Below are 16515 nucleotides of genomic sequence, written 5' to 3'. Positions count from 1 at the left end.
TGAAACGACGATAGCTTATTCTTCCCTGACTAAGCAAAATAATAACAGCTTAGAAGAAAATATACGCAACTCCATTTTCTGAGGAATGGGAGTTAAAACAAGGAAATGTATATGGCAACAAGTGAGTCCTCTTTACGAACTGATGGTATAGAATTATTACACTTGTACCACCAGAATCCTTCTATTAAACTTCGTAATAAACTTGTACAGTTACATACTGGCTTAGTACGGAAGATGGCTCATAAATTCAGCCATCAATGTAATGAACCTTATGAAGATTTAGAACAAATCGGTTATTTTGGTTTAATTAGGGCTATTGAGCGTTTCGACCCTAGCCAAGGATATGCTTTTAGTTCCTTTGCAGTGCCATACATTCGTGGTGAGATGCTGCACTTTTTGCGCGATCGCAGTACTCTATTAAAAATCCCCCGTCGTTGGCAAGAGTTATACAATGAAGGGCAAAAGATTCGCAAGGATTTGGTAATGTCTTTAGGTCGTCAGCCCAAGGATGCTGAAATTGCCAGCGAACTCCGGGTATCTGTGCAAGAATGGCAAGAAACCAAGTTAGCTGCTCAAAATCGGATGCCTTTGAGTTTAGATGCAACGGCAGTTAACTATGTTGATTGCCAAATAACCTTGGGTGAAGCACTTCCTTGTCCTCGTTCTCATGTCCTCTTACAACAAGAAGAAGAACGCCAACAACTGCAAGGTGCAATCAACATGTTGGAAGAAAAGCCCCGCATGGCAGTTGAAATGGTGTTTTTGAAAGAACTTTCTCGCAAAGATGCTGCTAAAAATATTGGCACTAGCCCAATGACGGTAACGCGCTATCTGCAAAAGGGAATCCAAGATTTGATTTGCTATTTGCAACCACAGGTAATGCCTACTGGTTCTTGAGAGTGCTGAGTGCTGAGTTAAGAGTTCAAAGAAAGATTTTTGACTAATTATCTAGATTTTAAATCAGCGATCGCACCTTTGGTCATAGCAGCAATAGCTTGATCTGTCGCTTTTGGCAAATGATAATATTTACCACCTGCTGTTTGCGATAATTCTTTAGCAAAGCCAGTAGATACAAATTTACTTTCCGTATCAATTACTAATAGTTGCATCCCCAAAGCCCGAATTCTGGCAGCAATTTCTAATAATTCTCCTTTAATATCTGGCTTTTCTCCTGGTTCTAGCTGTTCACCCAAAGAACGCGCTAAGGGAATATTACCCCGTCCATCCGTGATTGCTACAAGGACAACTTGCCCAATATCTCCACTCATCTGGGCATTTAAGCCAACACGCACAGCTTGAGTTAAACCATGCGCTAAGGGCGAACCCCCACCACAAGGCAACCTTTCCAAACGGTTCCGCGCTAAGGCAATAGAACGTGTGGGAGGCAATAATACCTCTGCCTGTTCTCCCCGGAAGGGAATTAATGCTATTTGATCGCGGTTTTGATAAGCTTCTGTTAACAGTTGCATCACCGCACCTTTAGCCGATTGCATTCGATTCAAGGCCATTGAGCCAGAAGCATCTACCACAAATACTACCAACGCCCCGGCTTTGCGTACTAGGCGTTTCGAGCGAATATCAGGCTGTTCGACAATAACTTTTCTATCTGGGTGTTTTTCTCTGCGTGCTTTTTGATAAGGTGCAGCTGCTCTCAGGGTAGCATCTACAGCAATGCGTCGCGCTTTACCTTTGGGCAACATTGGCTTAATGTAGCGTCCCCTGTCATCGGAAAATATGACGCTGCGACTACCAGATTTACCTTGCCGCTTCGCCATTTGAGTAAAGTAAAGCACGTTATCATCAAGAATTACCCCTTCTGGATCAAAGATAAACTCTTCTGGGATGCTGGGGGGTTCTTGCTCTTGATTTTCTTCTTTTTCTTCCTGTTCCTCTTGTTCTTCCTCTTCAGATTCATCTTGGGATTCTTCTTGATTCTGTTGTGGCGGCGGTGGAGGTGGTGGCGGCGCTTGTTCGGGTGGCGGTGTCTGCACAACTGTGGCGCGTGGTACAATCACCAATTCCACAGCCCGGCGTAAATCTTCGGCGTTGACTGTTGTTCGTCCCTCCAAAGCTGCGGCGGCTTTAGCAACCCGCGTGGCGAATAACTCGGCGCGATGTCCCTGAACTCCTCCGCGAATAGCCTCATCCACTAAGTAGGCAATTTGTTCGTGGGTGATAATGACTTCTTTCAACCATTCCCGCGCCAAGATGATTTGGGTTTTGAGGGAATCTAAATCTTCGTTGTACTGCTTGAGGAAATCTTGGGGAGATTTAGAATAAGCGATCGCAACTTCAACTGCTGCTACTCTTTGATCTAAACCGAGTACACCGTCAGCAGAAAGTGCGATCGCAATTCTATCTAACAAATGTTCCCGCAATCCGCCTTCTTCTGGATTGTAGGTGGCAATGAATAAGGATTTACACTGATGCTGAAAACTAATCCCTTCCCGTTCAATCTGGTTACGTCCGTCAGATAATACTGTTAAAAGCTGATTTGATATTTGATCGTCTAATAAATTAATTTCATCTACGTACAGTACACCACGGTTTGCTGTAGCGAGTAAACCGGGCTGAAAAATGGTATCACCTTGTTTTACCGACTTTTCAACATCTACGGAACCTAATAGTCGGTCTTCTGTGATACCTAGAGGAATTTGTAAAAAAGGCGCGGGGATGATTTCGACGGGAACATCTTGAATATCTTTGTCTGCGTACTCCGCCAAAAGTTCATCGTCCCATTCCTCTGGGTGATTGGGGTCACAATTGCTGATTGAACCTTTGACGACTTCAATGGGTGGTAGTAGAGCATGGATAGCACGAGCCATTACAGATTTTGCCGTACCGCGACGACCTGCGATCGCTACTCCTCCCAAACCAGGATCAACGGCTGCTAACAGCAAGGCTAATTTAATTGCTTCTTGACCGATTACGGCTGTCAAGGGAAAAGCAGTGATCGTGGGATTGATAGTAGGCGCAGGCATTGTTTGCTTTCATAGCGAGTCTCGGCCTTTAGCATACCAATTTCTGGCACATTTAGAATAAGTATTATGGCAATGAGAGAAAGGTAAGGTTATGAGTATTGCTCAAGCTAAACGCTTCACGCTAGATGAATACCACAGACTTGGAGAATTGGGCTTTTTCCATGAAGATGACCACATTGAATTAATCAACGGGGAAATTATTGAAATGGCATCCAAAGGTAAAGCTCATGAAACTTGTTTAAGAAAACTGTTGAAGGAACTCCCCAAAATACTGGGAGACAAGGCTACTTTGCAATCTCAAGCGCCGATTGCTTTGCCACCTAATAGTGAACCTGAACCTGATTTTGCGATTGTTCAAAACCGTGCTGATGATTATCTATCATCTCATCCTAAACCGGCTGATGTGTTATTGGTGATGGAAGTTTCCGATTCTTCTTTAGCTTATGACCAAGATATTAAAATCCCTCTCTATGCTAAAGCAGGTATTTCTGATTATTGGATATTCAATTTATTCGATAATTATTTGGAATGTTATAGTGAACCATATCAGGATAATCAAGGTAAGTATGGCTATTCAAATAAGCGAATTTTCTTGTCAAATCAGTTGATAAATTTTCCCTGTTTTCCTGATTTATCTCTTGATTTAAGTAAAGTGTTTCCGCCAAAGCTGAATTTTTAAACTTTGTTATATAGCAATCCTGAATTATTCGTGAACAACGAGATCCCTGACTTCTTCGAGAAGTCGGGGATCTGAGCCTTATAAGGAGTAATTTTTATGGCTTATAGTGATTTCAAACTTATTGAAATTATTGATTCTTTTGGTTTAGTTATCCACGAGTCATCTGGACTATTTGCAACTGTGGAGGATCAAGAATGTAGTGATTTATTATCTACCATTCTGAAAGAGAATGTAGATTTAGCTATAGCTATCAGTACAGAAAAAGCTCGAAGTGAAATGATAATTAGTCCAATTTTGTTAGAGATTAGACGTAAATTTAATTATGAAATAAGTTTGTTTTCTGGACTTGATTTTACTGTTGATAGTCAACGAGGGCTAAATGGGTTTTGTGATTTTATTTTAAGTCTTTCTTCAGAGCAGTTGCTTGTACGTAGTCCGGTAGTTGTCTTAGTAGAAAGTAAAAATGAGAATTTAAGGTCTGGCTTGGCACAATGTATTGCTGAAATGGTAGCTGCTCAGTTGTTTAACGAGAGAGGTGGAAATCAGATTAAAGCTGTATATGGTGCTGTTACTATAGGTACACTCTGGCAATTTCTCAAGCTTGAAGGTAATATAGTTTCGATTGATTTGAGTGAATATTATATTAAGGATATTAAGAAAATTTTAGGTATTTTATATAGTGCGATCGCGCACAATAAGGTATAACTTTTTAAAAAGTTAGAAGATGATTTAAACTATTGATAACTTTACCATAGACCTGAGCAGACGGTCGAGACAATAATCAAATTTTACGTAAACCTACGGTTGAGACAGTAATCAAATTCTACGTAAACTTAGGGTAATTAACTCCTCTAGGAATTGCAAACAAAAAAATGTACAAACTTCCAAAATTCGATAATTCAACACTTTTAGATCAAGCGCTTACTCACCGCTCTTATGTCAATGAACATCCCACAAGCAAGGATAATGAACGCCTAGAATTTCTCGGTGATGCTTTACTTAATTTTTTAAGTGGCGAATACCTCTATAATAAATACCAAGAAAAGGGAGAAGATGAGTTAACTCGTCGTCGTTCTGCACTGGTAGATGAGAAGCAATTGGCAATGTTTGCTGAGAATTTAGACTTAAATTCCAAGATGCTATTAGGGAATGGTGCTATTCGAGATCGAGGCCGTGAAAATCCTAATTTACTTAGCAGTACTTTTGAAGCAATCATTGGTGCTTATTATGAAGATCAAAAACTCGATATTAAACCAGTTCGTCATTTTGTAAAACAGTTCTTTGATTCTGTACCTGAAAATATTGTTGTATCTCGCTCTAATGTAGACTCAAAAAACCGCTTTCAGGAATGGGTGCAAAGCAGGGGTATCACTACTCCCCCGATATATAATACAAGACAAATAGGTGGTGAATCTCATACACCAGAGTTCAAATCTGAGGTATTTGTGGATGGACACAAAGAAGCATTTGGAACGGGTACAGGACGTAATAAAAAAGATGCAGAAAAAGAGGCTGCTGAAGACGGATTAGCTAAGTTGAAAAAACAAGGTTTGTTGTTATAGAGATGATTTTTATCTTACACTTTGCCACAGAAACCAAATCAGAATGTCAGGGAACACACGGGATATGCTATTTTATAAGTCTCAAAACATACTTTAAACTTTCTCACATCTTTACTTCTAAAGGCAAAATCACGGTGAAAGTAGAACCAACTCCCACCTCAGAAACTAAGTTAATTGTACCTTGGAGTAGTTTTACTAAGCGCGAAACGATCGCTAACCCCAATCCTGTACTATCGGGTAGATAAGGACGATCGCTAAAACTGACGCGAAAGTAGGGTTCAAATATTTGCTCTTGATTTTCTGGTGCAATGCCAATTCCAGTATCACAAACTGCGATCGCACATCTCTGATTCTCCAACACCTGGCACATTATAATAATAGTCCCCGAATCTGTATAGCGAATCGCATTACTAATAAGATTTGTAACAATCTGTTGGCATTGAAAAGCATCTGTGATTAATTCTTTGGGAGCGCGATCGCAATCCACTACAATTTTTAAATTTTTCCCGGCAGCTAAAGGTTCCAACATTTCACACACATTATTGATTAATTCACTTACATCGGTGGATGTTAGTTGGAGTTTTATCTGTCCTGCGTCATACCGCGAAAGTTCTAGTACATCGTTAATCAGGTGGAGTAATTGTCTACCATTGCGTAGTACCCGCTCAATATGTTCTAAATTGGTATAGTTGTCTTTAATTTCAGTCTTGCGTCGTTGTTGACGTAAAAATAGATCCGAGTAACCAATAATGGAAGTTAGAGGATGTTTCAACTCGTGGGCTAGTTGCGAAAGATATTCTTGATTGGCGCTAATTAAGCGTGTGAGTTCATCATTATGGAGGGTTAGTGATAACTGTAACTGCTGTAATTCTCGCAAGCGTTCCTCAACATAACTCTTGAAACATCGAGCGATCGCTTCGTCTATAATAGCATCAATCAAACGCATAGAACGAATTATTTCTACAGGCGTTCCCTCTATTAAATCTGCTTGTAGAGCATCAAATATTACTGTTCGCAGCAAATGATATTCCCTAGCTATTTCTGCCGGATCGTAACCTTGTTCTGCTCGAATAGTGCCATGTTCAAAACTGGCAGTAACTATCGACTGAATATCATTATCCTTAGATTTTGAAAGCACCGTTACCATAGCTTTCAAAACATTTGGAATATGATTTTTTATTGCTGTGTAGGATAGATCGTCAGCACTTTCAATCAGCTTATCTTTGCGAACAGCTATCACCCAGTTATCTAGGATGATATCAGTTTTTTCAGCCAGCAATTGACTAAAATCCATTATGTTAAATTCAGCTAGGAGATATACGAGTAAACTTCCATATCCAATTAGTTTAGCGATTGAGTGGATTTTTACCAAGCTTAGAGATTAAATTCAAGTACCAAAAGAAATAGATTCTACATATTTTTTTTACTGATTAACTATCCGTATCTAAAACTTCTTCAGTATAATCTATGTTCTATTAAGAAAAGTTAAGGAAGTATATAACAATATTGATGCTTGACTCGATTATATTGTTTAGCCTTCTGTGTAAGGAGTTCACTTACAACACAACTAAAAATATAAATTTTCTTTATTCCCAAAAATCAACGAGAGAAGCTTAATTACGGTATTAAAATAAACAATATTTATCCTCAGAGCAATGGCTTTTACTGAGCATCAATGTTATATTGTCCATAATTTAGTATCTATTTGAGTAAGTCAGCCTAATTCAGCGTGTCACAGTGCATAACGCTGGAGCGGAGGAACCAAATTGTGGGGCGTATCTTATAGAAAGTGAGGAGTTTAGAGTGACAAGTGAAGAGTTAACTCAGCACGGGCTAAACGCCCCGCTACCGCTAACAGCACTCGCTACTCAGCACTTTAAAAAGAAGGGCATCTCTCAGCCCTAGCCCGTCAGCTAACTTCGTAGGCATTGGGAGGAGACTGAAGAGACGGCATTTTTATAATGTTCCGATCTCATCGGTGTCCAAGGCTGGTACTGCTCGGATTTTTGTACCTGCACTTAAATCTGTTGAGGTTGTAAATGATATTTCAACTAAATTTGGCTGCGATCGCTGCGATCGCAACACAAGCCGCGTGGAAAAAGACAAAACCTGTCATCCTTAGAGATGTATTCATTTTACCAGTATTGGGCTTCTTGGGAATAATTGTGCTGTGGTGGATTATTGCACTTGCCAACCATGAATTAATGCCCACTCCACCAGAAGCGCTAATCGCTAATCTAGACTACATCTTAAATCCCTTCTACCAAAGAGGCCCTGGCAACTTGGGAATTGGTTGGTTGTTGTTAGCAAGTCTACGCCGGGTATTACTGGGTTTTCTGTTAGGTGCAGTAGTAGCGATTCCTCTGGGGTTTTTAATTGGCATGTCTAGATCGGCAATGCTAGCCTTCAATCCCATCATTCAAATTTTTAAGCCCGTATCGCCCTTAGCTTGGCTGCCCATCGCCTTAGCAATTTTCAATTTAGCAGAGCCTTCCGCCATTTTTGTAATTTTTATCACCTCCTTATGGCCGACAATTATTAATACCGCTCTAGGAGTTTCTAGCGTTCCCAAAGATTATTTAGATGTGGCACAAGTGCTAGAAATGCCTCGGTGGAGGCGGATTACCAAAATTATTTGGCCTGCAAGTTTACCGTATATTTTTACAGGTTTGCGAATTAGTTTAGGCATAGCTTGGTTAGTAATCGTCGCCGTAGAAATGCTTACAGGCGGTATTGGTATCGGCTTTTTTGTCTGGGATGAATGGAGTCGTTTAAACCTAAGTTCAGTCTTTTTAGCTGTGTTCATAATTGGCTTAACTGGGTTAATTTTGGATTACGCCGTGGGTAAAATCGAAGAATTAGTAACCCATCGTCCAAAAACTTCCAACTAACATAAGACTTACAGAAACCTACAGATGGTAGGGGCAATTCATGAATTACCCCTACCTGGAAATAAGGGTTTCGGCTATTTTTTACAGACTCTGCACGTGAAGCGTGAGTAACTAATCACCAATGGAGCTACAAAAATGGGTGATATAAACTGGACTAGACGAGATTTTATTAAGGGAATAGGAGCCACCACAACCGGAATAACCCTATCCTCCTGTGCAATTTCAGGAGATAGATCCGCCAAAGGGCTAACAGAAGAAGCCTTAGCTGTACAACCAGTAATTAGATCGCAAGACCTAGAAAAATCCGATCTTACCATTGGTTACGTTCCCGTTAATGATTGTGCGCCATTTGCGATCGCCTGGAAAAAAGGATTCTTCCGCAAATATGGTTTGAACGTCACACTTAACCGCGAGGCTAGCTGGGCTACCTCCCGCGACGGTTTAATTTTTGGTCGCCTAGATGCCTCACCCGTCGTATCTGGTGCTGTCACCAACGCCAGAATTGGTGCAGAAGGCGCACGTCACGCCCCCTTGTGTGCAGCCATGACCATCCACCGCCACGGTAACGCCATGACAATGAACAAAGCCATGTGGGATTTTGGGCTGCGTCCGTGGTACGAATATCAAGAAAAATATGGCGATGGTGCTTTAGAAGCCTTTGGGAGGGATTTTCGAGGCTACTTTGATCAGCAACCGCCAGAAAACAGAGTCTGGGCGGTAGTATTAAGTTCCGCCATTTACGAATACTTTGTCCGCTACCTATCCGCCGCCGCCGGAGTTGATCCTTTAAAAGAGTTTCGCGTCATCATCGTTCCACCACCGCAAATGGTGACAAACGTGCGGATTGGTGCAATGCAAGCTTACATGGTTGCAGAACCCTGGAATACAAGAGCAATAACCGGCAATGAAAACATCGGTTTTACCTTTGCACAAGGCAAAGAAATCTGGTTAGGACACCCAGATAGACTTTTGGGGGTGATGGAATCTTTCATCGATAAATATCCCAAAACCTATCGTTCTCTAGTCAAGGCGATGATTGAAGCTTGCCAATATTGCAGCAAAGTAGAAAATCGCCAAGAAGTGGCTGAACTGCTTACAGAACGTTCCTTTACAGGTGCTAGACCCAAAAAGAAAGATGCCCCAATTGCGAAATTCACCAGTCCGGGAATTCTCGGAAACTACAACTATGGCGGCTTTGATGGTAAAGACCGCACCATCAAAGCTGCTGACACCACGATTTTCTTCGATATTCCTGACAACCTTCCCAAACAGCCAGGAGAACACTCAACATTCTTATGGAGATCGAGAAGTCTCTGGTTGATGACACAAGCAGCGCGATGGGGACAAATTAAGGAATTCCCTAAAAATGCTGAGAAACTAGCCGAACAGGGCTGGAGAACAGATTTATATCGTGAGATAGCATCTGAAATGGGCATCAAATGTCCAAAGGATGATTACAAGGTCGAACCACCAGAAGTATTTATAGATAAGAAAGGCTTCGACCCCAGCGATCCTGTGGGCTATCTGAATAGTTTTGCTATCAGGGCTAATGCTCCTACTCGCTTTTTTATGTCTTAAATGGCAATTTTAGATTTTAGATTTTCGTTACAAGTCGCAATTAATCCAAAATTGATTGACTAAATTATTTCGGGAGCCTTTGATAATGGAATATACCTCATTACCTATTAATACCCAGACTGGAGTTCTTCCCCGCACTGGATTTTTAGAAATTGAAAATTTAGTTAAGTCTTATCCGACACCTGATAAAGATAACTTTGTCGTTTTAGATGGGGTTAATCTAACGATTGATGAAGATGAATATATTTCTGTAATTGGTCACTCAGGTTGTGGAAAATCAACCCTATTAAAGATAGTAGCTGGTTTAGAAAAAGCTACATCCGGCTCAGTCAGGCTCAATGGAAAAGAAATTCGTCAGCCAGGAGCCGAAAGGATGATGGTATTTCAGAACTATTCGCTGTTACCTTGGTTAACAGTACGAGAGAATATCCGTTTAGCTGTGGATGAAGTGCTAAAAAATGCTAATCGGGCTGAAAAAATTAGCATTGTAAATGAACACTTGGCAATGGTAAACTTGACGGCGGCAGCTGACAAATATCCTGATGAAATCTCTGGAGGAATGAAACAACGAGTAGGTATTGCCAGAGCCTTAGCAATTCGTCCCAAAATGTTGCTGATGGATGAACCTTTTGGGGCATTAGATGCGCTAACTCGTGGTAAATTGCAACGGCAGGTATTGGATATTTGGGAAAATAATCGTCAAGCAGTGATGATGATTACCCATGATGTAGACGAAGCAATTTATATGTCCGATCGCATCGTCTTGATGACCAATGGCCCATCTGCTACTATAGGAGAGATTTTAGAAGTTCCTTTTGAGCATCCCCGCGATCGCGCCGCCATGCGAAACTCAAAAGAATATTTTGAACTCCGCAACCACGCCCTGAATTTCCTCGATCGCTATTTTGCCCAAGACTAGTAAATTAGATTATCATTTTTTTTAGTGGGTAGCCTAATTCAAATTCATGAAAGCTGGATTTGGAACGGAGGAACCAATGTTTGGGGCTAATCTTACGAGAGACACCTTCCAGTCTTAGCCCGTCAGCTAACTCCGTAGGCAATGGAAGGAACCCCCAAGATTTTGGCTGTGATACAGTTATTATTGGGGTTTCCTTGACTGATTTAAGATTTGCAATTTTGGTTATCGTCACTCAATCTAAAATCCAAAATCTAAAAATCTAAAATTTGTCCCCGTGCTTCTCATTACTAATTCATTTCATTGGGAGAAGTAAAGCTGTGCAAATCAAACCAATGTTAGCACGTCTGCAAAGTGCCACAGGTCGAGATGACTTAATTGAACAAATGGTACTGCTGCCAGAACCAAAAAAACCTTTTTCTCAAAAACCTCAAGAATCAAAAGCAGTTAACTTAATTGTTGCTTATGACGCATCTCCCAACAGTCATACGGCACTAGATATTGCCTTCTGGATTGCCCATCAAACCCGGTTAGCTACTAATGCACAAGTTACAGTTCAAGCCGTTTATGTGTTAGAAGACAATCAAAGCAATCAATATCGAAATATCTTAAGCTTTCCACAACAGCCTTCATTAGAATGTCAAATTAGTGAAGTATCAAAGTCTGTCACCCAGGTATTAACTCAACCCAAATTGCAGACAGTGATAACTCCACTACAACAAGCAGATATAATTCTCTGGCAAGCCCGAAGTCTGGCTGAAGAATGGCAGGGTTCTTTCAAATCTCATTTGCGGTTTGGCTGCATTTCCACGGAACTTCACAAAGTTGTTGAATCTGAAGCTGCCGATATTCTATTTCTCGGTTGCAACTCTGTTAATCATCCGATGATTGAGGCATTAGGTTATAATTTTCCCTGCGCCGTTTTAGGTATTCCCAGTTGTATTGATCAATAATCCCTGTTTAAAATTTCAGTAATTTTTATCCAATTGTAATCATAGATAAGTCACCTACAATTAGGTGGCTTTTTTATGTAAATGTGAAAACAATCAAAACCGCAAAGAGTGCAAACTTTCAAAAGATTTCCCGGATGCACATACCAAAATATTTATACACCACAACTGGCTGTAGATCAGTTTCTTAGAAGCTATCAGACTTAACCGCAAATAGCCTGCCTCACCAAGACTTGTGTGTACACCGTAGCCGACTCGGAGAGGGACAGGTTTTTTAGGCAAACTAAATTATTAGAAAATAGTCAATCTGTATTTACCGCGTTCTTGTGGATTCTTGGAAGTAACAACTATATAGTAAGTATCATCTTCAGGCAACCTAGCTCGATCAATTAAAGCGCTGTACACACCATCCTTATTTTTGTCTCTATCGATGGCGATCGTCTTTCCTTGAGAATTTAGCAAAGCTACGTAAGGAGAAAATTCTTCATCAACACTATCTACACGAATACTTATCAGCTGATTTTTTCTTCCTTGGAAATTAGAAACATTGTAAGCGCCTCCATTTTGTTTCAAGGTTGAACTATTGGCACTTAGTTGGCCTGCTTCATCTAAAGTATAGCTAGCTCTATCATTCCTCAGAGCCAAACTATAGCGACCGATCTCTCCAGAATCGCGGCTAGTAACTGCAATTTTGTAAGTACCGTTCATAGGTAGCCGCGCAAAAATGAAGGCATCATCGCCACCACTGCTCTTATCCAAAGCACCTTTTTTGACTATGATATTATTATTGGGATCGTGCAGAAACAACAAAGGATTTAAACTCAAGTTATTTGATCTGCGTGTATCCTTACTGCCAATCAGCCTAATTTGAACTAGTTGATTTTGTCTACCTTCAAACTCATAGAAATGAAAATATCTACCTTGAGATTGAAAGTCATTCTTACTTAAAATACCCAATTCGACATCGACAAAGTTAATATTTTTATAAGTTGGTGTCGCAGGTGAAGAAACTGCTGCATGGGCGATATTTCTGTTTCCACTTCTAGCTACATTAGAACTTGGCTTGCGAACTCTGCTGGAGCCACCATTAGAGCGATTTGTATTTGAATTAGAAGTTGAAGCTCTACGTCTAGATGGTCTAGAAGTAGAGTCATCATCTGAAGCGCTAGAGGTTTGCTGCGAAGTTCCTGTATTAGAAGAGATACGACGATTCTGTATTGGTGACTCAATAGATGTCTTGCGTCTTGGAGCTATTGAGGTTTGAGTAGCAGCAGGCATTTGCTCAATTGCTTTTTTTACAGCTTCTGGTTGTCTCTCATCTGGTGATTTAGCAATTATGAAGCCTTGAAAGTTTTGAGGTTTTCCCAAGGCACTTATGGGTAGCAGATTACTTGTAATTAACAAAGTACTACTCAAAGAACAAATTAGAATATGACTTAATTTGCGACGATAGTTTTTGGTTTCTAACAGCATAATTCTGCTCCTGATTTCGCTAATGATTTGGTATTTATATAGATAGACAAAATTTGATTCAATAAATTGATAGTTTAATTCAAATTACTAATACACTGGAGCGAAAATATACATAATTTCAACAAGAGGACTTTGCCCAGAGTCTTGTTTGAGATTTTAGCTGGATTTTTGCCTAGCTGTACCAGAGTGAATATCAATTTTGTAAGTATATACCTAGCTACAAGCTGAAATTATTGCTTTTCGGATTTTTACCAATATATTTTTGCCAAACTGAGCTAAATGCTGCCAGACTACTAAATCGAGAGGATTGCTAGAGGAAAAAGTATTAATCAAAACTTTCGTTCTGGGTCATTGCCCAGTTTAAAATGAGGAATTATATCCAGGAGAAAGTGTTACAACATATAAAGTCTTGTTGCCGGAATTAAAAAAAATTAAGCGTGGTTTTTTCCTGCCTCCTACCTGCTGAAACCAATCAATTATTCAAAAGGCATTGCTCAAGCATAACTTTTTTCCAATTATTTAAATTGTTCAATACCTGATGAGGTAAGGAAACTGGGGATTTATATACTATCTCAGTGATATTAACGAACAACAGAGATTATAAGAAAGACGCTAAAAACACCTGAGAAACAGCAACATCGTTGCGTTTTTCGTACTTTCGGCAGACGATGAAAGCTAGATGCACTATGCACGGGTGCTTTGATGTTACACTGATTTTAACAGGAAGGGTAATCAACCTGTATAAAAACCCGATGTTGCCTAACGGCTCTACGCTGCACCTTGACAATTGAAAATATAGGGTTCTATTCCATAGTTCTAGCTCCTGTCCAGGAATAGGTAAAATTTTCATGGGGACTAGACGACCAGTATTTACACACAAACAAATTTTGGAGTCATCCAACTACGGTAGGGCATACCGAAAGTTAACGCTTGAGGAGAGAAGCACCTCTGGGTGAGATACCGCAAGGGGTTTCATCTAAGTGGACTCGTTGAACCAAGAATCTCCGTGGTTTTAGCCCGGAGAGTGTCAAACTGCATGACTTAAGATGAATATGTACTCCTTGAAATGGATTCCCAGTATGCTCTGTTGTGTGAATCCCGATTGCCAAAAACCCCTAAATCCCGATAAAAACAACTATTGCCACAGTTGTAAAGCAGAACTAATACCTCTGCTAGGAGGTCGCTATCGTCCCAGTCAAGTGTTGTCAGATGAGGGCGGATTTGGTAGAACCTATTTAGCAGAAGATGTACATAAGCTGAATGAATGCTGTGTTGTAAAGCAATTTGCACCAAAACTTCAAGGAACTGGGCCACTAACAAAGGCCACTGAACTATTTAAACAAGAAGCGAGTCGCCTGCAAGAACTCGCTGAACATCAGCAAATTCCAACCTTATTGGCTTATTTTGAGCAAAATGGCTATCTGTTTTTGGTACAGCAATTTATCAATGGAAAAAACTTGCTTAAGGAATGGGAGACACGGGGAAACTATAACGAAACAGAGATTCGGGAACTTTTGCTAGATTTACTGCCGGTACTGAAGTTTATCCATGTCCGGGGAGTGATTCATCGGGATATCAAACCACAAAATATTATTCGTCGTCAAAATGACGGGCGATTAGTGCTAATTGATTTTGGAGCTTCCAAGCAGCTGACGGTAACAGTGCAGACTAAAATGGGCACTGTTATTGGTTCGCATGGTTACACCGCATTGGAACAGATGCAGGATGGCAAAGCTTACCCAAGCAGTGATTTATTCAGTTTGGGGGCGACTTGTTTTCATCTTTTGACTGGAGTTCGCCCATCTCAGCTGTGGATACAGCAAGGCTATAGTTGGGTTGCATCTTGGCGACAATATTTAATCAGTCCAGGTAGGAATGAGATTTATGTGTCTATAGAGTTGGGTGAAGTTTTAGATAAGCTGTTGCAACTAGATATTGAAAAGCGTTACCAATCGCCTGATGAAGTCATCGCTGACTTGACACCAGGGCTACCACCATTGTCATCACTGCCAGTAACTGTACTTACGTCAACATTTGCAGCTTCCCCAGCAAACAAAGGGCCAGTTCCACGAAAACTAAATAATACGTTAAAAAGTCAACTGCTGTTAATTTCTAGCATTTTGGCGTTGGGATTGGGGGGAGTTTGGTATTTCCAGACTCCAAGGAAGGAATCTTCTCAGCCAATTTCTCAGCCAATCTCTAAGCCAATCTCTCAGCCGATTCCTCAGCCAAAAAACGCCTTAGAAAATTATTTTCCCAAACCCCTTAAAGGGCATTCCAGCGATGTGAATTCCGTAGCTTTCAGTCCTGATGGCAAAACTCTTGGTAGTGCCAGTGATGATAAGACAATCAAGCTATGGAATCTAGCCAGTGGAGAAGAAATCCACACTTTAGAAGGACATTCCAATTGGATTTGGACTATTGCTTTTAGTCCTGATAGCAAGATGCTTGCCAGTGGTAGTGCAGATAAGACAATCAAATTGTGGAATCTGGAGACAGGAAAGGTAATCCGCACCTTAGAGGGAAATACTGACGGAGTTACTTCTGTAGCTTTCAGTCCTGATGGCAAAACTCTTGCCAGTGGTACTGCTAGTAAGGATATGAAAATCAAACTGTGGAATCTAGAGACAGGAAAGGAAATTCGTACTTTACAGGGACATACTAGTGGTATTCCATCTGTAGCTTTTAGTCCTGATGGCAAAACCCTGGCTAGTGGTAGCTGGGATAAGACAATTAAATTGTGGAATCTAGAAACAGGAAAGGAAATCCGCACTTTACAGGGAAATCCAGATTCGATTCTTTCAGTTGCTTTTGCTCCTGATGGTGTTACCCTTGCCAGTGGCAGTAAAGACAAAACAATTAAATTGTGGAATCTCAAAACAGGAAAGGAAATCCGCACCTTAAAGGGACATAATGATAAGGTTAATTCTGTTGCCTTTTTGCACGCTGGAAGTCAAAATAATCTGACTCTTGTCAGTGGTAGTAGTGACAAGACAATTAAACTGTGGAATCCGTCAACAGGAAAGGAAATTAGCACTTTAGAGACGGGTTCTGGATATATTTATGCGATCGCCATCAGTCCTGATGGAAAAACTATTGCTGGCGGTGGAAGTGGTGAGAACATTCTCAAAATTTGGCAGACGATTCAATGAGAAGTGTAGCAATTACTTAGATAACACAGACAAGTTTTCGTAAAAATGTTAATTATCAATAGAGCTTCTCGAATCGATCTTTTTTAATGCGATCGCTAACTTTAGTGTGTCATAAGTTGCCATGCACATTATTATAATTTATACCAATTTATACCAAAATACTTATTGACGCGATCGTAAATACAACTTTAAGCAGATTTATATTTGCAGGCTTTATTTGTGTTTTTATTTACCAGAGGCCATAACATGATAGTATTTTTTACATACTCATAATTTTAGCTGGAAAAATATCAAAATCTATGAGTAACTCTCAAATTTAGGGTTGAATCTAGG

General features: G+C 40.4%; 12 protein-coding genes and 2 riboswitches. Of the genes, 9 read left to right on the top strand and 3 right to left on the bottom strand.

Features of this window, described 5'->3' with window-relative positions:
* Positions 1–111: 111 nt before the first annotated feature.
* A complete protein-coding gene (locus V7K98_RS01775) occupies positions 112–897 on the top strand; it encodes an RNA polymerase sigma factor SigF (RefSeq protein ID WP_335019007.1) in 786 nt (261 codons plus the stop codon).
* A gap of 47 nt (positions 898–944) precedes the next feature.
* Here V7K98_RS01775 and bchD read toward each other — a convergent pair whose 3' ends face one another.
* A complete protein-coding gene (gene bchD, locus V7K98_RS01770) occupies positions 945–2981 on the bottom strand; it encodes a magnesium chelatase ATPase subunit D (protein WP_335019005.1) in 2037 nt (678 codons plus the stop codon).
* Positions 2982–3072: 91 nt separating this feature from the next.
* Between bchD and V7K98_RS01765 the strand changes: the two genes are divergently transcribed.
* The 3 genes from V7K98_RS01765 to rnc all read left to right on the top strand — a co-directional run bounded on the left by V7K98_RS01765 (position 3073) and on the right by rnc (position 5222).
* A complete protein-coding gene (locus tag V7K98_RS01765; protein ID WP_335019003.1) occupies positions 3073–3660 on the top strand; it encodes a Uma2 family endonuclease in 588 nt (195 codons plus the stop codon).
* Positions 3661–3756: 96 nt separating this feature from the next.
* Entirely contained in the window at positions 3757–4365 is a 609-nt protein-coding gene (locus V7K98_RS01760; protein WP_335019001.1) for a hypothetical protein, read from the top strand.
* Positions 4366–4532: 167 nt separating this feature from the next.
* A complete protein-coding gene (gene rnc / locus V7K98_RS01755; RefSeq protein WP_335018999.1) occupies positions 4533–5222 on the top strand; it encodes a ribonuclease III in 690 nt (229 codons plus the stop codon).
* Positions 5223–5325: 103 nt separating this feature from the next.
* Here rnc and V7K98_RS01750 read toward each other — a convergent pair whose 3' ends face one another.
* The gene (locus V7K98_RS01750; protein WP_335018997.1) at positions 5326–6516 is read right to left on the bottom strand and encodes a sensor histidine kinase; all 1191 of its coding nucleotides are present in this window, start codon (positions 6514–6516) and stop codon (positions 5326–5328) included.
* A 412-nt stretch (positions 6517–6928) separates the two neighbouring features.
* A riboswitch (cyclic di-AMP (ydaO/yuaA leader) is annotated at positions 6929–7165 on the top strand.
* A gap of 96 nt (positions 7166–7261) precedes the next feature.
* On the opposite strand from V7K98_RS01750, the gene ntrB reads away from it, so the two are divergent.
* The 4 genes from ntrB to V7K98_RS01730 all read left to right on the top strand — a co-directional run bounded on the left by ntrB (position 7262) and on the right by V7K98_RS01730 (position 11560).
* Positions 7262–8113: a nitrate ABC transporter permease gene (gene ntrB / locus V7K98_RS01745; protein WP_335018995.1), complete on the top strand. Its 852-nt coding sequence runs from the start codon at positions 7262–7264 to the stop codon at positions 8111–8113.
* A gap of 135 nt (positions 8114–8248) precedes the next feature.
* Positions 8249–9691 carry an ABC transporter substrate-binding protein gene (locus tag V7K98_RS01740; protein WP_335018993.1) on the top strand — a complete coding sequence of 481 codons (1443 nt, stop codon included), beginning with the start codon at positions 8249–8251 and terminating at the stop codon, positions 9689–9691.
* Positions 9692–9776: 85 nt separating this feature from the next.
* Positions 9777–10610 (top strand): ABC transporter ATP-binding protein, encoded by an 834-nt coding sequence (locus V7K98_RS01735; protein WP_335018991.1) that lies wholly within the window; start codon positions 9777–9779, stop codon positions 10608–10610.
* Positions 10611–10630: 20 nt separating this feature from the next.
* Positions 10631–10766: riboswitch (cyclic di-AMP (ydaO/yuaA leader) on the top strand.
* Positions 10767–10942: 176 nt separating this feature from the next.
* Positions 10943–11560 (top strand): universal stress protein, encoded by a 618-nt coding sequence (locus tag V7K98_RS01730; protein ID WP_335019057.1) that lies wholly within the window; start codon positions 10943–10945, stop codon positions 11558–11560.
* Between the two features lie 288 nt (positions 11561–11848).
* On the opposite strand, the gene V7K98_RS01725 is transcribed toward V7K98_RS01730, so the two are convergent.
* Positions 11849–13030 (bottom strand): peptidase, encoded by a 1182-nt coding sequence (locus V7K98_RS01725; RefSeq protein WP_335018989.1) that lies wholly within the window; start codon positions 13028–13030, stop codon positions 11849–11851.
* Between the two features lie 1079 nt (positions 13031–14109).
* On the opposite strand from V7K98_RS01725, the gene V7K98_RS01720 reads away from it, so the two are divergent.
* Positions 14110–16182 carry a serine/threonine-protein kinase gene (locus V7K98_RS01720; RefSeq protein ID WP_335019055.1) on the top strand — a complete coding sequence of 691 codons (2073 nt, stop codon included), beginning with the start codon at positions 14110–14112 and terminating at the stop codon, positions 16180–16182.
* Positions 16183–16515 lie beyond the last annotated feature (333 nt).

It is taken from the genome of Nostoc sp. (genome assembly GCF_036917435.1).
Classification (GTDB): domain Bacteria; phylum Cyanobacteriota; class Cyanobacteriia; order Cyanobacteriales; family Nostocaceae; genus Nostoc.
This window is presented reverse-complemented; position numbering and strand designations above follow the sequence as displayed.